At 69.2% G+C, this 20,097-nt stretch carries 14 protein-coding genes and 1 pseudogene; 12 read left to right on the forward strand and 3 right to left on the reverse strand.

Features of this window, described 5'->3' with window-relative positions:
* The 9 genes from DAT35_RS62505 (at nt 1) to DAT35_RS39665 (ending at nt 13,837) form a co-directional block, all read left to right on the forward strand.
* Entirely contained in the window at nt 1-3,432 is a 3,432-nt protein-coding gene (locus DAT35_RS62505; protein ID WP_108074488.1) for a tetratricopeptide repeat protein, read from the forward strand.
* Nucleotides 3,429-4,703 (forward strand): phosphoribosylamine--glycine ligase, encoded by a 1,275-nt coding sequence (purD, locus tag DAT35_RS39625; RefSeq protein ID WP_108074489.1) that lies wholly within the window; start codon nt 3,429-3,431, stop codon nt 4,701-4,703. The genes DAT35_RS62505 and purD overlap by 4 nt, the downstream gene beginning before the upstream one ends.
* A complete protein-coding gene (locus DAT35_RS39630; protein WP_108074490.1) occupies nt 4,700-5,812 on the forward strand; it encodes an LptF/LptG family permease in 1,113 nt (370 codons plus the stop codon). The genes purD and DAT35_RS39630 overlap by 4 nt, the downstream gene beginning before the upstream one ends.
* Nucleotides 5,809-6,909 (forward strand): LptF/LptG family permease, encoded by a 1,101-nt coding sequence (locus tag DAT35_RS39635; protein ID WP_108074491.1) that lies wholly within the window; start codon nt 5,809-5,811, stop codon nt 6,907-6,909. Before DAT35_RS39630 ends, DAT35_RS39635 begins: the two co-directional genes overlap by 4 nt.
* Nucleotides 6,906-8,195 carry an O-antigen ligase gene (locus DAT35_RS39640; RefSeq protein WP_108074492.1) on the forward strand — a complete coding sequence of 430 codons (1,290 nt, stop codon included), beginning with the start codon at nt 6,906-6,908 and terminating at the stop codon, nt 8,193-8,195. Before DAT35_RS39635 ends, DAT35_RS39640 begins: the two co-directional genes overlap by 4 nt.
* A 40-nt stretch (nt 8,196-8,235) precedes the next feature.
* Nucleotides 8,236-10,239 carry a serine/threonine-protein kinase gene (locus DAT35_RS39645; protein WP_108074493.1) on the forward strand — a complete coding sequence of 668 codons (2,004 nt, stop codon included), beginning with the start codon at nt 8,236-8,238 and terminating at the stop codon, nt 10,237-10,239.
* 53 nt (nt 10,240-10,292) lie between these two features.
* Nucleotides 10,293-11,849 carry a hypothetical protein gene (locus tag DAT35_RS61305; protein WP_233261994.1) on the forward strand — a complete coding sequence of 519 codons (1,557 nt, stop codon included), beginning with the start codon at nt 10,293-10,295 and terminating at the stop codon, nt 11,847-11,849.
* A gap of 155 nt (nt 11,850-12,004) precedes the next feature.
* Nucleotides 12,005-12,568, forward strand: a complete 564-nt coding sequence (locus DAT35_RS39660) for a hypothetical protein (RefSeq protein WP_108074494.1) — start codon at nt 12,005-12,007, stop codon at nt 12,566-12,568.
* Nucleotides 12,569-12,748: 180 nt separating this feature from the next.
* Complete coding sequence (locus tag DAT35_RS39665) at nt 12,749-13,837, forward strand: UvrB/UvrC motif-containing protein (RefSeq protein WP_108074495.1); 1,089 nt, start codon at nt 12,749-12,751, stop codon at nt 13,835-13,837.
* 14 nt (nt 13,838-13,851) lie between these two features.
* On the opposite strand, the gene DAT35_RS39670 is transcribed toward DAT35_RS39665, so the two are convergent.
* The 3 genes from DAT35_RS39670 to DAT35_RS39680 all read right to left on the reverse strand — a co-directional run bounded on the left by DAT35_RS39670 (nt 13,852) and on the right by DAT35_RS39680 (nt 16,487).
* Complete coding sequence (locus tag DAT35_RS39670) at nt 13,852-14,688, reverse strand: hypothetical protein (protein WP_108074496.1); 837 nt, start codon at nt 14,686-14,688, stop codon at nt 13,852-13,854.
* The gene (locus DAT35_RS39675; protein WP_108074497.1) at nt 14,675-15,244 is read right to left on the reverse strand and encodes a hypothetical protein; all 570 of its coding nucleotides are present in this window, start codon (nt 15,242-15,244) and stop codon (nt 14,675-14,677) included. Before DAT35_RS39675 ends, DAT35_RS39670 begins: the two co-directional genes overlap by 14 nt.
* A 190-nt stretch (nt 15,245-15,434) precedes the next feature.
* The gene (locus tag DAT35_RS39680; protein WP_108074677.1) at nt 15,435-16,487 is read right to left on the reverse strand and encodes a glycosyltransferase family 1 protein; all 1,053 of its coding nucleotides are present in this window, start codon (nt 16,485-16,487) and stop codon (nt 15,435-15,437) included.
* A 119-nt stretch (nt 16,488-16,606) separates the two neighbouring features.
* On the opposite strand from DAT35_RS39680, the gene DAT35_RS39685 reads away from it, so the two are divergent.
* From DAT35_RS39685 to DAT35_RS62510, 3 genes and pseudogenes are all read left to right on the forward strand, one after another.
* Entirely contained in the window at nt 16,607-17,746 is a 1,140-nt protein-coding gene (locus tag DAT35_RS39685) for a glycosyltransferase (RefSeq protein ID WP_108074498.1), read from the forward strand.
* A gap of 218 nt (nt 17,747-17,964) precedes the next feature.
* Nucleotides 17,965-19,359, forward strand: coding sequence for an undecaprenyl-phosphate glucose phosphotransferase (locus DAT35_RS39690; protein WP_108074499.1), 1,395 nt, complete (start codon nt 17,965-17,967; stop codon nt 19,357-19,359).
* A gap of 233 nt (nt 19,360-19,592) precedes the next feature.
* A pseudogene (locus DAT35_RS62510) lies at nt 19,593-19,826 on the forward strand (hypothetical protein); the annotation flags it as partial.
* Between the last annotated feature and the right edge of the window lie 271 nt (nt 19,827-20,097).

Raw genomic sequence — 20,097 nt, forward strand, 5'->3', positions numbered from 1 at the left:
ATGCGGATTACCTGCCAAAAATGTGCGGCGGCCTACGCCATCGATGACCGGGTCATCACGCCCAAGGGCGTGCGCGCGCAGTGCCCGCGCTGCCGTCACCTCCAGTTGGTGAAGCGCGAGGAGTCTCCCGCGCAGCCGGCCGCGCCGAGCGCTCCCGCGCCCAAGCCCGCTGTCGCGGCGAAGCCCGCTCCCGCGCCCAAGCCCGCCGCCGCGCCGAAACCCGCCGCCGCCGCGAAGCCCTCTCCCGCCGCCGCCAGACCGGCGACTCCGTCCGCGTCCCTGTCCGATGAGCTCTTCGGAGACCTCGGGGACCTCGAGCCGGCGCCGGATCCCAACGAGGACCCGGCCGATGCGCTGCTGAACGACTTGGCGGCGATCGGCAAGTCTCCCGCGCAGTCTTCTCCGGCCTCGGTGAAGGACTCGCTGTTCGGTGACATCGGGGAACTCACCCAGTCGTCTCCGTCCAATCCGACGATCGACCTCGGCGGCTCGTCCAAGCCGGGCACCCCGAGCTACTCGATTCCGTCGGGAGATCTGCTGTTCGACGAGATCGTCGAGCCGCCCACGCCGCAGCCCAAGCCGGCCATGCCTCAGCCCAAGCCGGCCGCGCCGGTGCAGGCCAGGCCCGCCGCGCCGCAACCGAAGCCGGCTGTCTCGGCGTTCCCGGAGCCGTCGGACGACGCGCTGTTCGACTTCAACGCTCCCCCCGCCGCGCCGCAGCCGCAGCAGGCTGCTCCGGCGTTCCCGGAGCCCGCGGACGACGGGATCTTCGACTTCAACGCACCGCCGGGCTTCAGCTCGCCGCCTCCCGCAGCGGCTCCGGCCCAGCCCAGGCCGGCCGCACCGGTACAGGCCAGGCCCGCCGCGCCCGCACCGCAGCCGAGGCAGGCGGCTCCGGCCCTCCCGGAGCCCGCGGACGACGGGATCTTCGACTTCAACGCACCGCCGGGCTTCAGTTCGCCGCCTCCCGTGGCGGCTCCCGCTCCTGCTCCGGCTGCGGAGAACGATCCGCTCCTCGACTTCTTCGGAGCACCGACCTCGCAGCCGATGCCCGCGCCGGCTCCTGCTCCCGCTCCCGTCAGGGCTCCCGCGCCCGTTGCGGCTCCGGCTCCTGTTGCGGCTCCCGCGCCCACCGCGACGCCGAAGGCATGCCGTGACTGCGGCAAGCCGCTGGTGGATCCGTTCGACCAGGCGCTCGGTGCGTGCGAGGAGTGCCGGCAGCGCCCCCAGAAACCCACGCCCGCTCCCGCGCCCGAGTCCCGGTCCGTGGAGATCATCGATCTGCCTCCGATGAACTCGGCCATGTCGGGTGGCGCGGCGGCAGCTCCCGCCGCGGCGCTGCCGCCCGAGCCGAGATCCGTCCCAGCCGCTCCCGTACTGGCGGCCGAGCCTCGCAGCGCCGTCCGTCCGGGTGGGGTCCAGCGCAACGGGGTGGCCGTGTCCGCCTCCAGCGGAGGTGGCCGGGGTGTCCTGGTGGCGGCCCTGGTGGTCGTGCTGCTCGTCGGTGGCGGCGCGGCTGCGTACTTCTTCGTCCCGCAGGTGAAGGAGTTGGTGGGCGGTTCGTCCGGTGGTGGCAAGTCCTCGACTCCGTCGAACCAGCCCGCGGCGGCGGTCGCGCTTCCTCCCGCGGTGGAAGCCGTGCTGCCGCGCTGGCAGCTCATGTTCGTCGACGCCAGCAGCGGAGACAGCAAGCAACTGCTCGATCAGGGGCAGACGCTGCTCGCCAAGGATCAGCGCCTCTCCTACTCGCAGGCGGCGGAGTCCTTCCAGCGAGCGCTGCTGCTGGATCCGAAGAGCGATGTGGCCATCGGTGGCTATGTCCAGGCGCTCGCGCTCGGCTCCGGCTCGCGGATGGATGACGCGACCTTCCAGGAGGCTCGCTCCCTCATCGAGGCCGCCGAGGGCCGTTCCCATCGAAGCCAGGAGCTGTTGGTGGCCCACGCCAACCTCTTGCTGGCCCGCGCCAGCGTCTCGGACAACGTGGACCAGGCGCGCCAGCTCGCCGAGGAGGTGCTGGCCAATACCAAGAGTGGCACTCCTGCGCAGAAGGCCGAGGCCCACCTGGTGCTGGGCCGCGTCTTCCTGACGTCGTCCCGGGAGCTGGCCAACCAGCACTTCGAGTCGGCGCTGGCGATCGCCTCGGACCTGCACCGCGTGCACTACTACCGCGCGCTGGCCGATGAGACGGCCGGGGACTACTCGCTGGCGCTCGATCGGCTGCGCAAGCGGCTCGAGCAGGATCCCGACCACTGGGAGACGCGCACCACCCTGGCCCGCATCCTCATGGAGGTGGGCGAGGTGGAGCAGGCACGCCAGCTCTACGAGGCCCGGCTCAAGAGCGCTCCGGGGGACTTCCAGGCGCTCCTGGCCATCGCGGTGATGCGCTACCAGGTGGAGGGGGGTGTGTCCGGTGGACTGGGCGCCCTGAGGGGCCTGCTGCGCAACCGCGACAAGTACGACGAGCGCGAGGTGGCGGAGCTGCTGCTGCACCTGTCGGCCGCCGAGCGCGTGTCCAACAACCTGGAGCCGGCGGCCAAGGCGGCCCGCGAGTCCCTGCAGCTGGTGAAGAACAATCCGGCGGCGCACCTGCAGCTCTTCCTGGTGGCCGTGGCCCGCAAGGACGCGGCGGCGGCGACCGAGAGCCTCTCCAACCTCAAGGGCCGCCTCGAGGAGCCGGTGCTGGAGAAGATGCTCGAGGGCCGGTTGCGGCTGCTCGAGCGCAAGCCCGCCGAGGCGATGGCGCTCTTCCTGGAGGCCGCGCGGATCGATCCGCGTCACACGGATGCCCTGCTGCTGGCCGGAGTGGCCGCGGCCCAGGACGGGCGCCGGGACGAGGCCTTCCGCGTGCTCGCCCAGGCGCTCCAGGGAGATCCGCTGCGGCTCGCTCCCCGGCCGGTCGTCACGTCCTTCTACATGCGCCAGGGCGAGCTGCTCGAGGGGCTCGAGGGCTCCATCGTGGCGATCGCCCGCGGTAACGACGACCTCCTGGCCCACCTCTACGAGGGGCTCCTGCGCTTCCACCAGGGCGACGGCCCCGCGGCGGAGAAGGAGTTCAAGAAGGTGGTCGACGTGGACGCCTCCAACGCTCCCGCGTTTGCCTACCGGACCCTCATTGCCCTGGGCCGCAAGGATCTGAAGTCGGCGAAGGGTCATGCCGCTCGTGCGGTGGCCGGTGGTCGCCAGGTGGCCATTGCCCACCTCGCCCAGGGGCTCGTGATGGCCGAGGCCAAGGAGCTGGAGCCAGCCAAACGCGCCCTGCGCGACGCGGTGACGCTCGCCCCGAAGCTGTACGCGGCGGAGGTGAAGCTGGACGAGCTGGATGCAGCCAGCAGCCGCGACTCGGTTCGCGAACGGCTGGTCAGACTCCTGGGGCTCGATCCTTCGTACCTGCCCGCCAAACGCGTCCTCTACCTGCTCGACAAACGAGGTTGACGGTGAAGGTCCTTCTGCTCGGTTCCGGCGCGCGGGAGCATGCTCTCGCGTGGAAGCTGTCCCAGAGCCCCCGGCTGACGAAGCTGCTGGTCGGCCCAGGCAACCCGGGCACCGCTCGCGTGGGCACCAACGTGCCGCTCAACGCGGAGTCGCCCGAGGCGGTGGTGGCGCTCGCCCGGAAGGAGCAGGTGGACCTGGTGGTGGTGGGCCCCGAGGCGCCGCTGGTGGCGGGCGTGGCGGATGCGCTCGCCGCGGCGGGGATTGCCTGCTTCGGCCCGGTGGCGGGGGCCGCGCGCATCGAGGGTTCCAAGGCCTTCGCCAAGGAGATCATGGCCGAGGCGGGTGTGCCCACCGCCGGCTTCCGGGTGTTCACCGACGTGGCCTCGGCCGAGGCCTACGCCGTGGCGCAGGGCCGCATCGTCGTCAAGGCGGACGGGTTGGCCGCGGGCAAGGGCGTCATCGTGGCGCACGACGCCGAGGCCGCTCGCGAGGCGGTGCGCGCGGTGGGCGCCATGGGCACCGCGAGCCAGCGGATGGTGTTGGAGGAACTGCTGGAGGGCGAGGAGGTCTCCGTCATCGCCCTGTGCGACGGCGAGCGCTACGCGCTGCTCCCTCCCGCGCAGGACCACAAGCGGGTAGGGGAGGGAGACACCGGGCCCAACACCGGCGGCATGGGCGCGTACGCACCGGCGCCCTTCCTGTCCCCCGCGCAGCTCGCCGAGGTGGGCGAGCAGGTGATCGCCCCGACGCTGGCGACGCTGCGCCGGCGGGGAATCCCCTTCCGGGGCGCGCTGTATGCGGGGTTGATGCTCACGCGCAACGGGCCCAGGGTGCTCGAGTTCAACGCGCGTTTCGGAGACCCCGAGACGCAGGTGTTGATGATGCAGCTGGCGGAGGACGTGCTGCCGCTGCTGGATGCGTGTGCGCGCGGCCGGTTGGAGCCGCGTCCGCTCGCGGTACACCCCGGGGCCTCGGTGGGCGTGGTGCTCGCCGCCCACGGCTACCCGGAGGCTCCGAGGCGGGGCGATCGCATCGAGGGCGTTGACTCGGTGGCGGCCGACTGCCCGGTGTTCGTCGCGGGCGTGGAGGACAAGGGCTCGGGGTGGCTCACGGCCGGGGGCCGGGTGCTCACCGTGTGCGCGCGAGGCGCGGACCTGGCGGAGGCCCGTTCGAAGGCCTACGCCGCCACGGCCCGCATCCGTTTCGAGGGCATGCATTTCCGCCGGGACATCGGCGCCAAGGGTATGCGGGCGCCAGCCGTGACGCCGTGAAGCTGCTCTCCCGCTACCTCCTGAAGGAGCTGGTCATCCCCCTGGTGGTGTGGGTGGTGTTCCTCTTCCTGCTCCTCTTCGTCATGCAGTTCCTCCGAGGGACGGACGTCATCCTCGGATCGGCGGTGACACTGGAGGACCTCGGGCGGCTCATCTTCTACCTGGCGCCGCACTTCCTGATGATGGCGCTGCCCATCGCCTTCCTGCTGGCCATCCTCCTGGGCCTGGGTCGGCTGTCGGAAGACCGCGAGCTCACCGCGTTGCAGGCGCTCGGCATCGGCCCGGCGAAACTGCTCGCGGGGCCGCTGGCCATCGGTGTGGTGCTCTCGGGGCTGATGGTGCTGCTCACCTCCACCGCCGAGCCATGGGGCCTCACCAGCGTGAAGGCCTTCGTCGCGGAGATCATCAAGAAGAATGTCGTGGGCGACGTGAAGTCGGGCGTCTTCTACGAGGATCTCTCCAACCTCACCCTCTACGCGGAGACGGTGAGCGAGGAGGATCACCGCTGGACCAACGTGCTGCTGCATGACGACCGGGATACTTCCGCGCCCGTGCTGATGCTCGCGCGCAACGGCCAGGTGAACACGAACACCGCCGGGCAGGTGCTGACGTTGCAGCTCGGCGATGGCGAGGCACATCGGGCCAACCAGGGCACTTCGTCCTACGCGGTCGTCACCTTCCAGCAGGGCGACATCGCCGTGGGAGTGGAGAACACTCTGGGGCGGGGCAACCGTTTCCGCTCGCCGAAGGAGGAGCTCACCCCGAGCGAGTTGTTGCAGGCCGCCGCCGAGGCCGAGCGCACCGGGGGAGATCCCAGGTCCTTCCTGATGGCGCTGCACAACCGGATGGGCAACGCCCTGGCGCCGCTGTCCTTCGCGCTGCTGGCGACGCCGCTGGCCATCGGGCGGAGGCAGGGCGGGCGCGCATGGGGCTACCTCCTCACGCTGGGCGCCTACGTGCTCTTCTACGTGCTGATGCGGCTCTTCGAGCAGATGGGTCAGCAGGGCAAGCTGCCGGTGCTGCTGGCGGGCCAGCTCGCCAACATCCTCTTCTGCGCGGTGGGCCTGGTGGCCATGTACCGCGTCAGCCGCTCGGGGACGGTGCGGTGAAAGGGACGCTCTTCCGCTACGTGGCCCGCACGTACCTCGTGTTCGCGGTGGGCATCCTCGCCGCCGTGGTCGCCGTGTTCCTGGTGGTGGACTTCGTGGACCGGGCGCGCAACTACACTGGCGAGGGCTGGGTGTGGAACGTGATGCTGCTCTACGCCAACAAGGCGTTGGTGACCGCGCAGCAGCTCGGGCCGGCGGCACTGTTGCTGGCCGCGGGGACTTCCGTGTCCTCCCTGCGCAAGCGGGGCGAGGTGACGGCCATGCAGTCCCTCACCTTCGGGCCGAACGCCCTCTACCTGCCGATTGCGCTGTGCGTGGCGGTGGCCTGCGTGGGGCTCGTCGCCTTCGACGAGTGGGTCGTCGTCAAGGCCGGCCAGCGCGTGGAGGAGATCACCACCCAGCGCTTCAACCGCTGGGGCGACTGGGGCCTGTACCACACCCCCAAGCAGTGGTTCCGCAAGGGCGAGCACATCTTCTACCTGCGCGGAGGCAGCGCGCAGGAGGGGTTCGACCACGTGGCGATCCTCACCGTCACTCCGGACTTCCGGCTGGCGCGGCGAGTGGACGCGAAGACCATGCACCCGGTGGAGGGCACGCGCTGGAAGCTGGAGGGCGTGGTGGAGCGCTCCTTCACGAAGGATGGCAAGTCTGAGGTGCGTGAGCTGGCGGAGGCCGAGTACGACCTGGGTGCCACCCCGCAGACCTTCCGCATCCGCCCCGGCCGGCCCGAGCAGATGCGGGTGCCGGTGTTGCGCGAGCAGATCATCGCTCGAGGGGAGGTGGGGCTGGATACCCGGCAGTTCGCGCTCACGCTGCACAACCGCTTCGCCTACCCGCTGGCGGGCTTCCCCGCGGCGCTGCTGGCGGTGGGGCTGGCGCTGCGTCCGGGACGCAAGGGGCACATGACGGTGGCCATCGTCGAGGGCCTGCTCATCTCCGTGACGATGTGGAGCCTGATGGTGGTGGCCCGGACGTTGGCGCTCTCCGAGCGCATGTCTCCGGCGGTGGCCGCGTGGCTCCCGGCCGCGCTGCTGGTGGTGGCCGCGGCCGGGGTATGGCTGCGCGATGAGGGCTTGCTGCGAAGGAGCAGGGCGTGAGCGTTCGCTCCGAGGTGCTCGAGCGCTGGTTCCTGGTGTGTCTGGCCCTGTGGGGCGTGGGCTGCCTGTTCCTGGAGGCCATCGCCGCGGTGGGGCTCGCGGGCTGTGCGCTGGGAGCGCTGGTGGCGGCGCGGCAGGAGGGGGTCTCCGTGCGTGGAGCGTTGCGCGCGTGGGCGCCCCTGGTGGCCTTCCTCGCCTGGGCCCTGCTGGCGCCGCTGCTGTCCGGACATCCTCCGAGCGGCACGGGCGTGGCTCGCCTGCTGGACTTCGTGGGCATCCCCGTGGCGGCGGTGGCGCTCGGCCACTTGTCGGACGCGCGGCGGGTTCGCCTGGCGTGGGTGCTGGGCGGGGTGTTCCTCGCCTCGTGCGCGGTGGCGGGGTTGCAGCACTTTGGCGTCTGGCCCTCGCCCGAGGCGTGGGCACCGCTCGCGTGGACACGTCTCCCGTTCGACCGCGTCTACGAGATCGTTCCCGGCACGGAGAACCGCTTCATGGCCGGGGGCCTGCTGTTCCACCGGCTGAAGTTCTCGCACATCGGTGGCATGGCGGTGGCCTTCGCGCTGGGCGTGGGGCTGCGCCTGGAGGGACGGCGGCGGACGGTGGCGCTGGCGGTGGCGGCGGTGGGGCTCGTCTCCGTGGGCCTCTTCCCGTACGCGCGAGCGGCCAGCGTGGCGCTCGTGGCGGTGATGGGCCTGGTGGTTTTGCTCGGTCTGCCGAGGCGCGTGGCGTTGCCCGCGTGCGCCGCGGTGCTGGGCCTGGCCATGCTGACGCTGGCCCTCAATCAGCCCCTGCGTGAGCGCTTCCTCAACAGCACCACGGAGCAGGGCTCGGGGAGCCGGGCGGCGCTGCTGGAGACGGGCCTGTGCGCGCTGCGCCAGAGCCCCCTCACGGGGGTGGGCCCGGGCCGCTTCCAGGCACGCCTCTACGCCACGCCGGACATGCCCGAACAGGCGCGCGAGCACCCGGGCAAGTCTCACAACCAGTTCCTCAGCATGGCCGCCGAGACGGGTATCCCGGGGGCCCTCCTGTTCGGAGTGCTGCTGGGCTGGATCGCCTGGCGTTTGCCGAGGACCCGGCCCGAGGGCCTGGGCGCGCTCGGGGCGCTCGCGTTCTTCTGCCTGCTGTCACTGCTGCACGATCCGCTCTTCCACGTGCAGGCCTCGCAGGCCTTCGTGCTGCTGCTGGGCGCGGGATTCGCAGGGCCGCCCGCATCCCCCTCCAGGTCCGGGCAGGAGCCGGCTTCGGGCCACCGGGGCGACTGGCGGAGTGAGGTCGAAGCGGGTTAAGTCATGTCTCCCGGGCCGCCGACACGGCCCGTTGCTCCCCATGACTCAACCGGCTGCCAGTGACATTCGCGTGGGCGCGGTCCTGCGGGACACGTACGAGATCACCTCGTTGCTCGGGAAGGGGGGAATGGGCGCGGTCTTCCTGGCCCGCCACCGCCGGCTCCCGGGCAAGCAGGTGGCCGTCAAGGTCCTCCTGAACAGCGCGAGCCTCAACCCGGAGCTGTATGCGCGTTTCCGCCGCGAGGCGGAGATCGCCTCCCAGCTTGGCCACCCCAACATCGTCGAGGTGCTCGACTTCGACACGCTCCAGGACGGCACGCCCTTCCTGGTGATGGAATACCTGCGCGGCGAGAGCCTCGAGCAGCGGCTGTCTCGGGGCCCGCTCCCGCTCGACGCGGCGCTCTCCCTCACCCGGCAGATCGGCTCGGCGCTCCAGGCAGCTCACCGCGCCGGGGTCGTCCACCGAGACCTCAAGCCCGCCAACGTGTTCCTCGTGCCCACCGACTCCGGCGGCGTGGTGGGCGAGCGGGTGAAGCTGCTCGATTTCGGCATCTCGAAGATGCTGGACTCGCAGACGCTGCAGACCCAGGACGCCGTGCTGATCGGCACGCCGCAGTACATGGCGCCCGAGCAGGCGCTGGGGAAGAACAGCGAGGTGGATGCCCGCACGGATCTCTTCGCGCTCGGGTGCATCGTCTACGAGATGCTGTCCGGCAGGACGCCCTTCGCCGGAGAGGGCGGCAGCATCGTGCAGGTGGTCTTCCGCATCGTCCACACGCAGCCCGAGCCCCTCGCGAGCCTCTGCCCGGACCTCCCCGGGGCAATCGTCTCGGCGGTGGAGCGGGCGCTCGCGAAGACCCCGCAGGATCGTTACCCGGATGTCGCGTCCTTCATCGCCGAGCTGACCGGGCGTCCGCTGCAGTCGCTCTCCGGAGCACCGGTGCCCTCGTTCTCCTCGTCGCGAGTTGCCTCCGTACCGGCCGCCGCAGCGGACGCGGATGGATTCGCGGCGACGCACATGCCCTCGTCCACGGCGCGCTTCCCGGCTCCGGCGCAGGAGGGTGGGGGCGGCGCGGCGTCTGTGCCCTCGTCCACGGCGCGCTTCGCGGCTCCGGCGGATGCGGAGGGATTCGCGGCGACGCACATGCCCTCGTCCACGGCGCGCTTCCCGGCCCCTGCGGATGAGGGGGCGCTTGGTGCGACCCATGTGCCGTCGTCCATGGCACGCTTTCCGGCCCCGGCCGCCGCCGCGACGGATGAGGTCGGATTCGCCGCGACGCTCATGCCCGTGTCCACGGCGATCTCCCAGGCGCAGCCGGCTCCTGTCCCGTCCACGGCGATTTCCCAGGCGCAGCCGGCTCCTGCTCCGCTCTCGGCGGAGGCTCGACCCCAGCCCGTGCCCTCCACGCCCGCAGTGGCCCCGGTTGCACCGCAGCAGGCGGCTTCGGCTCGTATGGGCACCGGCGCGCGGGTGGGCGCGGCAGTGCTGGTCCTCGGGCTCGTGGCCGCTGGATGGTGGTTCGGAGCCCGGTCCGCTCCAGCTCCCGTGGCGGTACCCACGCCCACGCCCTCGGTTACACCTCCTCCCGTAGCGCCCGTCGAAGTGAAGGCTCCGGCCGTGTCCGCACCCACGCCCGCGCCCCCACCCGCCGTCGCGCCTGCTCCGGTGGTCGAGGCCCCCCCCACGCCGACGGCTCCTGCTGTCCCCGAGAAGACCCCCACTCCGAGTACCTTGAGCAAGCCCTTGCGGCAGGTCGCGACCGAGGACATCAAGGAGGACATCAAGGAAGAGGCGCGAAGTTTTCTGGCGGATGCGGAGCGCGCGTTGGCCTCCGGTGATATCGGGGCGGCGCTCCGCCTTGCCCGAAGCAGCCAGCAGGTCCAGATCACTTCCGCGTCCTACTCCGTGCTGACGCGTGCCTACTGTCGCCAAGGGGATGTCGGCAACGCCAAGGGGAAATGGCGGGAGGGGCAGAAGACGATGTCTTCGAAGGATCGCGGTCGGGTGCGGCAGTACTGCAAGCAGTACGAGATCGAATTCTGAGTGAGCGCGGCCGGCCCGGCATGGGCCCTGGCGCACCCCTACAGGAGGCAAACGTGAGAGCCGTTGTGGCGATGTTCATCGCGGTCGCGGTGCTGGGAGTCGTTCCGGCCCGGGCGGCCGCTCCCGTGGAAGCAGGGAAGGTGTATTCCGGCGCGGAGGGCGAGCAGGTGGCGGTCATTCCGCTCAGCCCCGTGGAGAGCAAGAAGGCCCTGCTCTACATCCAGGGGTCGGGGACCGAGTTCGACGGCAAGGTGCTCCCCCACGACGTGGAGGAGTCGGGCGACGACGTGACCTACGTCACCGAGCGGCGGGGGCGGCGCTACTGGACGCTCGTGGTGCGCTCGAGTGGTGGAGGCCGCAGGAGCTACTCGCTCAACGTGCCCGGCCGCAGAGACAGCATCAAGGTGTCCTTCGATGAAGCTCGCACCAAGGCCCTCAAGTCCGACGAGGTGTACGCGCTGCACCAGAAGCAGAAGGCGGACGGCACGCTCACGAAGCTGATGGCGTTCGACCGCAAGGCGGAGACGGCCCAGGCCGAGCAGTCGCTCGCCGAGTCGGTGAAGTCCATGAACGAGGCGTGTGGCACCTCGGCGACGGTGGCGATCGACTGGAACAGCATCCCGGACGAGGCGCTCAAGAAGTACAGCATCTCCTCGTTCTGCGGCTCCCCGTTCGAGTCGCTCCGGAAGCTGTGCGAGTCGGCCGAGGCGAAGAAGGCCATCCAGGCGCAAGTGAAGGAGGTGGCCTGCCGTGTCGGGGATGCGCTGAAGCTGGAGGTGCAGGCGGGTCGGGTGAGCTGGACGACGGCCTGGGACGGGGCGAACCAGGACGAGTTCGTCACGAAGTACTTCACGGAGAACCTCGAGTCCTCGCGGGGCCAGGGCGAGAAGCTCGCCGCGCGGCTGCGCCTGGAGAAGGCCCGCGTGTGCACGGATGGCAAGGGCCACTACGTGGCGGCGATCCCGGACGAGGAGGACAAAGTGCGGCTGTCCTACGGGGACGGGAAGCGCTTCGTCCAGGTCGCGCCGGCGCCCTGGGTCCTCTCCGGCTACTACTTCCTGGAGCCGCGCTTCCCCGACATGTCGATGAACCCCTCGTTCCGCGGGCTCGACATGCGCGTGTACTCGCAGCTGGTGCTGGACAAGGAGCAGACGACCTGCGCGGTGCGCTGCGGCACCCGGACGCTCCCGTTCTCGCTGGTCGAGTCCGAGAAGGCGCAGGACATGGTCCAGAAGGCCACGTTCGAGCCCAACCCGCAGAAGTACGTGCCCTATGCGCTGCTGCGAGATCAGCAGGGCCGCTACTACCTGGTGGAGCGAGGCTTCCTGGCGACGGAGGATCGCAACTTCCGGGTCTCCATCGGCCCCAAGGGCAACCTGCAGCTGCAGAAGATGAAGGACATCGTCGTCGACTCGGAGGGGGAGATCTTCTCGACGAAGAAGGGCGAGCTCCGGCTGGTGGTGGATCGGAACGCGCCTCCGACGTGGATCGAGAACAAGAAGAAGCTCGAGCTGCGCGCGGTGCCCGTCGCGGAGAACCTGCCGCTCATCTACAACGAGCTGGGGGTGTACACCGGCGCCCGCCTGGGCACGCCGTGCGACGATCAGTGAGGGCGTGAGGAAGAACCGAGCCGATCCACGCGCCCGGCGGAGCGTTTCCATCGCGCTCCGCCGGACTGCGGATGTCACGAAGATATGCGTTGAGCCCGGGCGATATTCTGTGCCCAATGCCATTCCCCAACCCCGATTTCGGGAAAGGAATGCCTGTGAAGAACTCCTGGCTCAACACCATGGCAATGGCGGCGGTCTGTACCCTCGTGAACGTCGGCTGCAACTCCGCGACGGACCCGCAGCCCACCGAGAACCAGCCGCCCACGACCCAGCAGGCGCCCGCGCCCGTGGCGGTCGCGAAGAAGGCCGCGAAGCTCAACAGCAACACCCTCCTGTACTGCCAGCAGGCGCAGGACGAGTACGCGCACTTCGAGCTCGTGCAGACGAGCACCGGCTACGAGGCGGCGCTGGTGTCCCTGGATTACGATCCCTGGGACTGCCGCTGCGAGTACGAGAAGCGCGAGGTGCTCGGCACGTACACCTCGTGCCGCGTGTCGACGACCGACTCGCGCATCGTGACCTGCTACAAGCTCGAGTCGAACGGCACCATCGGCAAGGTGGCGCTGTGGAGCACGCGCATCGCCAACACGCAACTCCCGCTCACGAACGGCCCCGAGTACACCTACCAGGAGCTGAACGTGGCGGCCGTCAACCAGAACCCCGGCTACACGCCGCGCCGGGACTTCAAGTACGACCTGGCGGACTGCCAGGGCCAGTAGAGCTTCCGAGCTGAGCCGGAGCGGAGGCCGGGCAGCCTCGACGGGTGCCCGGTGACCGCCTGCTCCGCCACTCGCTCCACGGCCATGCACGAGGCGCACGCCTCGCTGGCTGTCTGTGGTTGATGTGCGTGCGCTGTACCGTGGGCGGCCCCGGTGTGTTGCGTGCCGGGCCTTCGCCACATGAGCGCACAGCGTCTCGAACAACTCCGAGAGGACGTCCGAGCCCGCGCCGAGAACCGTCCCGGGGTCTACCGCATGCGGGGACCTTCGGGAGAGGTGCTCTACGTGGGCAAGTCGGTGCGGGTGCGTACGCGGCTGCTGTCCTACTTCCGGGCGCAGCGAGGGGAGAAGGCAGCGGAAATCATCGGGCACGCGCACGGAGTGGAGTGGGACTACGTCCCGAGCGAGTTCGCCGCGCTGCTGGAGGAGTTCCGGCTGATCAAGCGCTGGAGGCCGCTCTACAACGTGGAGCACAAGCGCGACAACCTTCTGTGCTTCATCAAGCTGACGCGCGAGGCCGTGCCCCGGCTGCTGGTGGTGGGCCACGTCATCAACGATGGAGCCGAGTATTTCGGACCACTACGAGGACGGCAGGGCGCCACCGAGGCGGTGCGGGCGGTGAGTGACTTGCTGGAGCTGCGCGACTGTTCCTCGGATACGCCCATGAGGCTGGCGGATCAGAGCCAACTCTTCCGCCAGCAAGAGGATCCGCGCTGCATGCGAGGCCAGCTCGGGCGCTGCGTGGCCCCGTGTGCCGGTGGATGCACGAGCACCGAATACCTGGCGCGAGTCGCCAAGGCGCGTGACTTCCTGAACGGATTGACGGATGAGCCGCTGTCCCTGTTGCGAGAGCGCATGAGCGTCGCGGCCCGGCGCCTCCAATTCGAATACGCCGCCGAACTGCGTGATCGGGCGGCGACGCTGGAGCGCATACAGGCCGAGTTGCTACAGATTGGCCAGTTCGTGGAGCGCCTGTCCTTCGTCTACACAGTTCCGGGTCACGAGGGAGAGGATCGCGTCTACATCGTGCGCCGGGGCAGCGTACGCGAGGAACTCACCCCTCCACGCACGGTCCAGGAGCGCCGCGCCCTGGAGAACAAGGTGAGCGAGATCTTCAAGCGACCGCAACCGAAGACCATCGGACTGCGAGCCCATGAGGCACAGGAGGTGCTGCTCGTCGCGCGCTGGTTCCGGCTCAATCCGGAGGAGTTGGAGCGGACCGAGCCCGCTGCGTCCTTCGTCGCGGACGGCCAACAGGCGGCTCACTGAGCGGCACTCTTCTTTCAAACTTCGGAGGGCTCTGGTTCTGCACTCTCCTCCTGTTCCATTTCGGCTTTCCTCTTCGCCCTCCATTCTCTCAGACGCGAAAGGGCAAGCAGGGTGTGGCGGTTGAACTTCTTGTAATACGCGGCGTGATAGTATTCACCCGCGATGGTCACCAGGGCCGTTGGAGAGACGGGGTGACTCGCCAACCACTCTATGGCCTCCTCGCGAGTGTTGAACGACGCAGCGGGGGGCGGCAGGGGCTTCGATTCGAAATCCTCGAAGAACAGATCCATCCCATGGTCGCGGAAAAGCTCGCGAACGCCATCCTCGCGTGAATACCAGATTTCGAAATACTCGTCGCCGATCATCACATGGCCATAGCTGGGTGGTTCCGCGAGCTGACTCAGCCAGGCATCTGCCTCCTCGCGAGTATCGAAAAAGGCGAGGACGGGTGGAGGGGCATCGGAACGAGAATCCTCAAGATAGCGTGCGAGGGCCTCTTGTCGATCGGTGGCCGTGATGAAGTTGAGCAGGTCGATGAGGATGAGGAGCTGTCGTTTCCGTTCTGGCTCTTCCATTTCATCCAGGGTCCGGAGCAGCATGGCCATCGCCTGTTTGGACCTCGCATCCGCGTGCGCGTTGAAGGCGCCACTCACGTAGGAGGTGCGCGCGGGAGCGAGGCCGGCGAGGTAGTCCTCGAAGACGTACACCTGGCCGGTCATGACCGCGAAGACCCAGTGCTCGCGCAGGTACCGCCAGAGGGCGACCTCTTCCTCGTTCCCGGTGGATTCAGCCGCTCGCTGCTGGTTTCCAATCAAGCGCGAGGCTTCGTTGAGGAGGTCATGGATTCGCATTCAGTACCTCGGCGACTCGCGAGTCAGCGGACAATTCCGACGCCGGATCTGCCGATGCCACGGCCAGGAGCGGCGCGAAGAAAAGAACGCCTCCTCCCGAACCTGCAATCGCGGCGACAAAAGCCACCCCGGCGATGACGACAATGGTGCCCGTCACGATTTCCGCTCGGTGGCTCTTGATCCATTCAACAGCGATATCCACCTGTGTGAACTCTCGAGCCTGCTGCTCGGCCCAGGGGCCCCGCCCGTTGAGGCACATTTGATAGAAATGCGTGCAGGTGCTTTCGCACCAGCGGCCCCTATTCTTCGCCCATGACCCCAGGTAGCTCGGGTACCTGGCACCTTCGATCGGGATGGGTCTGGGGCTGCTCGTGCACAGGTCAGTGCAGCTCTGCCGCTTGGCCTCGCAATGGGGGGACGACGTCGCGACGCGCACGAACCTTCCAGCAAGCCCACTGTGGCTTGAGTGGTAGGGATATTTCGTCAAGTCGAAATCCTTGATGGGCTTCCAGGTGTGGTTCACCTGCCCATCCGGCGTTTCTTCAATGACGAGCACGTATCTGGCCAGCTCCTGTGCGCTTGTGGGATCGGGAATCGAGTGGCGGGTGGCACTACAGGAAACAAGCAGTAGACAGAGGAGCGCGGAGCCGATTCTTCGCTGTGCGAAGGATATTTTCATCGCGTGTGTGCTCATTTCGGATGGTACCTACTTGTCTTTTTTGCACGAGCCTTGTGAATCCTCGTGCTCAGCGTGACTCGAGCGCTCGGCGGTAGGTGGCCAGCGTCCGCTGCGCGCAGTCGTCCCAGTTGAAGTGCGCGGCTCGCTCGCGGCCCTTCTCCGACAGTTCGCGGCGCAGGGCATCGTCGCGCAGCAGCCTCAGCATTGTTTCGCGCCAGGCGTTCGCGTCGTCCGGTGGGAGCAACAGTGCGGCCTCGCCCACCACCTCCGGCAGTGACGAGGTGCGCGCCACCACCGCCGGAGTGCCGCATGCCATGGCCTCCAGCGGAGGCAATCCGAATCCCTCGTAGCGCGAAGGCATCAAGAGCGCGGTCGCGGCTCCGTAGAGTCGCGGCATGTCGTCCTCGGGCAGTTCGGACAGTTCGATCGTCGAGTCCGGGAAGCCGAGCTCCCACACTGCGCCCTTGCCCGCCAACAGCACGATGGGCACAGGCAGCGACGGCGCGATCTCCGCCAGCAGCCCGAGGTTCTTGAAGGCCTTCGTATTGCCCACAGCGAGGAAGTAGCGCTGCGGCAGCCCCCGGCGCTCGCGGAAGTCCTTCAGCTCCGAGGCCGTCTGCGGCTGGTAGCGCGCGTCCACGCCATTCGGAATCACCTGCAGGCGGTAGGGCGACAGTCCGAGCTCCCTCGCCAGCTCCGCGCGGGAGAACTCGGAGACGGTGATGAGCGCCCGCGCCGTCTTCGCTCTCGGGCCGACCACCAGCTTGTAGTAGGCGCGGCGGCCCGGGCCGTACTCCTCCGCCAGCACCAGGTGGTTGGCGTCGTGCAGCGTGGCCACCAGCCGTCCGGGCCACAGCGCTGGTACCGAGAAGGACGTCGCGTGGAACAGGTCGGGCCCCAGCCGGACGAGCGAGGCGGCGAGCGCCGGTTGCTCCAGCGGCGACAGGAAGCCCACCGGGCAGCGGTGCAGGGGGATGCGCGGCGTGAGGGCGCCCAGCCCCGCGGGCAGCCCCTCGGGGCCCGTGAGCCCGCTGAAGCTCAGGTCCGGGGCCAGCGCCGGCAGCCGGCTCGCCAGCTCCAGCGCGTAACGCGCGATGCCGTGCAGCCGGCCACGGACCATCCGCAGGTCGATGAGGACGCTCGCCACACCCCTGCCACTACCACACGCGCGGGGCAGAGTGGGGGGCTCGCTCGTCTGGTTGTCGGCATCCGGGCCGAGCGGTGGTACAAGGCGCGCCCGTGAAGGTTGCCCTCGTCCACGACTGGCTCGTCACCCAGCGCGGCGGTGAGCACGTGCTCGAGGCACTGTGCGAACTGTTCCCGCAGGCCGACATCCACACCCTCGTCCACCGTCCCGGTGTCGTGCACCCGCGCATCGAGGCTCGGCCCATCCACACCTCCGTCCTCCAGCGCATCCCCCGCATCCACAAGCTCTACCGGCACTTCCTCCCGGTGCTCCCCTTCGTCATCGAGTCCATGCGTCTGGAGGGGTATGACCTCGTCATCTCCTCGAGTCACTGCGTGGCCAAGGGCATCCGCAAGCCTCTCGGGGCGAAGCACCTCGCGTACGTGCACGCGCCCATGCGGTACATGTGGGATCTGTTCGACGACTACTTCGGGCCGGGGCGGGCCTCGTTGCCGGTGCGGGCTGCCGCGCACGCCGTGCGGCCCTGGCTCCAGAAGTGGGACCGCGAGAGCACCGACGGGGTGGACCGCATCCTCGTCAACAGCCAGCACATCGCCGGCAAGGTGCGCCGCTTCTGGGGTCGCGACGCCACCGTGGTCTACCCGCCCGTCGCGCTCGAGCGCTTCTGTCAGCACCCGCTCGAGGGGCTCGGCCAGGGCGGGTACTTCCTGTGGCTCGGCGCCTTCGCTCCCTACAAGCGGCTCGACATCGCTCTCGAGGCCTTCCGTCACCTGGACGCGCCGCTGTGGGTGGTGGGCACGGGGCAGGAGGCGGCCCGGCTCACCTCGGGGCCGCTGCCCGAGAACATCCGCTTCCTCGGCCCCGTGTCGGACGAGGCGCTCGCCGGCCTGTACCGTGATGCGCGTGCCCTCATCTTCACCCCCGAGGAGGACTTCGGCATCGTCCCGCTCGAGGCCCAGGCCTGTGGCCGTCCCGTCATCGCCTACGGGCGGGGTGGGGCGCTGGAGACGGTCAGCCCTCGCACGGGCCTCTTCTTCGACGCGCAGACGCCCGAGGCGCTGGTGGAGGCCGTGCGCCGCTTCGAGCAGTGGGAGCCCGGTTTCCGTCCGGCGGACGCCCGCGCCCAGGCCGAGCGCTTCAGCCGGGCCGCCTTCCAGCGCGCGGTGAAGGCCGAGGCGGACACGCTCCTGGGGATTTCCTCCCCTGTGTCCGTCCGTGCCTCCGTACCCTGACACCGCTGTCCTGGCGGATGTCTTTTCCGAGGGCGGGCCTGCCTGCTCTCCGGGCCGCACCGTGGGGTACATGCCGGGGCAACCCCTTGGATTCCGGGCGCTTTCCGTGTTACGAGCCCACCGGCCGCGGGGGCTGTCCGGTTACGGACGGCTCGTGGGTGCGGGGTGCGACGATTGCAGGTCGCGGCCGTGCGTTCTGCAGGCCACAGGAGGCCCGCGTGTTCAGCCGGTTCCAGCGCTTCTACACGTCCATCAAGGTCGCAGCCGACGTGGTGATGCTCACGTTGGCGTTCGCGCTCGCGTACGTCTCCCGCTTCCTGGGCCCCATTCCCGCTCCCTACGGGCTGCCGCCCCTGGATGAGACGCTGGTGTCGCTGGCGACGGTGCTCATCGTCTTCCCCGTCACCTACCGGCAGGCGCGGCTGTACGCCACCAACCGGGCGCGCACGCACATCGGCGAGGTGTTCGAGGTCTTCAAGGCCACCATCATGGCCACGCTCATCGTGGTGGCGCTCACGTACTTCACGCGCGAGCGCTACTCGCGTCTGATGCTGGCCTTCGTGTCCGGCTACGCGTTCGTGGGAGTGTCGGCGGTGCGGCTGGTGCTGCGCGCGGTGCTCAACGAGGTGCGCCGGCGCGGCTTCAACCTCAAGTCCATCCTGGTGATTGGCGCGGGCGAGCTGGGCCAGCGCGTCGTCGAGACGGTCGAGGGCCACAAGGAGCTGGGCTTCCGCGTGGTGGGCATGCTCACGCTGCGCCCCGAGAAGGTGGGCCAGCAGGTGCGCGGCGTGCCGGTGTTGGGCCAGGTGAAGGACGTGGACGCCGTGCTGGATGCTCGCCCGGTGGATCAGGTCATCATCGCCGTGCCGCTCGAGGACCAGGCCGCCGTCAAGCCGCTCATGGAGCAGCTCGCGCTGCGCACGGTGGACGTGAAGGTGGTGCCGGATCTCTACCAGTACGTCACCCTGTACGGAGGGCTCGAGGAGTTCGGCGGGTTGCCCATCATCAGCCTCCAGGGCGATCCGATGACGGGCTGGAACATGGTCGCCAAGCGCGTCTTCGACATCCTCTTCGCGCTGGTGGCCATCGCCGTGAGCGGGCCCATCATGCTGGCCGTGGCCCTCGCGGTGAAGCTCACCAGCCGCGGGCCCATGCTCTACGCCCAGGAGCGCATGGGCATGGACGGCGAGACGTTCCACATCCTCAAGTTCCGCACCATGCGCGTGGATGCCGAGGTGACGGGCGCCATGATGGCCAGCAAGGATGACCCGCGCCGCACGCCCATCGGCACCTTCCTGCGCAAGTACTCGCTGGACGAGCTGCCCCAGTTCTTCAACGTGCTCACGGGCGACATGAGCCTCGTGGGCCCGCGCCCCGAGCGGCCCGTGTTCATCGAGGAGTTCAAGAAGCAGATTCCCCGCTACCACCTGCGCCACAAGGTGAAGGCCGGCATCACCGGCTGGGCGCAGATCAACGGCCTGCGCGGACAGACGTCCATCCAGAAGCGGATTGAGTACGACCTGTACTACATCGAGAACTGGTCGTTGCTGATGGACTTGAAGATTCTCATCCGCACTGCACTCGGCGGCTTCCTGTCGAAGAACGCCTACTAGCTCGGAGGCGGGGCAGTCGAGCGTGGCTGTGGGCTGCCGCACGACCTGCACGAGGTCCGTGCGCTCCGGGCCGTGGACCGGTCTAGTATCGGCCCGGCATGGGCGAACAGCTCGGAGCGCAACTGGTCCGCAAGGGCCTCATCTCGCAGGCGCAACTCGATGAGGCGCTGAAGTCACAACTCATCTACGGCGGCAGCCTGGGTACCAACCTGGTCGAGCTGGGTGTGCTCGACATGGCCACGTTGGGACAAGCGCTGGCGGACGTGTTCCATTTCCCTCTGGCGACGGAAGCGGAGCTCGAGGCGGTGACGCCCGAGACCGTGGCGCTGCTCAAGCCCGAGCAGGTGCGCAATCACCTGGCGTTCCCGCTGGCGCTGGAGGGCCGGCGCCTGCGCGTGGCCATGGTGAATCCGCAGGATCCGAAGCACGTGGAGGCGCTCGGCTTCGCCACGGGCATGCGCATCGTTCCCTCACTCGTGATGGAACTGCGGCTCTTCCACCTGCTGGAGAAGCACTACGGCATCCCCAAGCCGACGCGCCCCGTCCGCCCGGGACAGCCCAAGCCCGCGGTGGGGCAGGGCGCTCCGGTCGCGCAGCGGCCCGCGGCTCCCGCGCAGCCGTCGCAGGTGGCGCCCGCTTCGGCACCGCCGGCTCCGGGGGCTCCGCCGAGGCCGCCGCCCGCGGGAGCTCCCGTGGCTCCGAGTCCCGCGCAGCCACCAGGCGCCGCCGTGCGGCCTG

This window comes from Vitiosangium sp. GDMCC 1.1324, from assembly GCF_003044305.1.
Taxonomy (GTDB): Bacteria; Myxococcota; Myxococcia; order Myxococcales; family Myxococcaceae; genus Archangium.

Coding starts and splice junctions, on each gene's coding strand:
- DAT35_RS62505 (WP_108074488.1), top strand. CDS start 1: ATGCGGATTACCTGCCAAAAATGTGCGGCGGCCTACGCCATCGATGAC.
- DAT35_RS39645 (WP_108074493.1), top strand. CDS start 8,236: ATGACTCAACCGGCTGCCAGTGACATTCGCGTGGGCGCGGTCCTGCGG.
- DAT35_RS39665 (WP_108074495.1), top strand. CDS start 12,749: ATGAGCGCACAGCGTCTCGAACAACTCCGAGAGGACGTCCGAGCCCGC.
- DAT35_RS39670 (WP_108074496.1), bottom strand. CDS start 14,688: ATGCGAATCCATGACCTCCTCAACGAAGCCTCGCGCTTGATTGGAAAC.
- DAT35_RS39680 (WP_108074677.1), bottom strand. CDS start 16,487: ATGGTCCGTGGCCGGCTGCACGGCATCGCGCGTTACGCGCTGGAGCTG.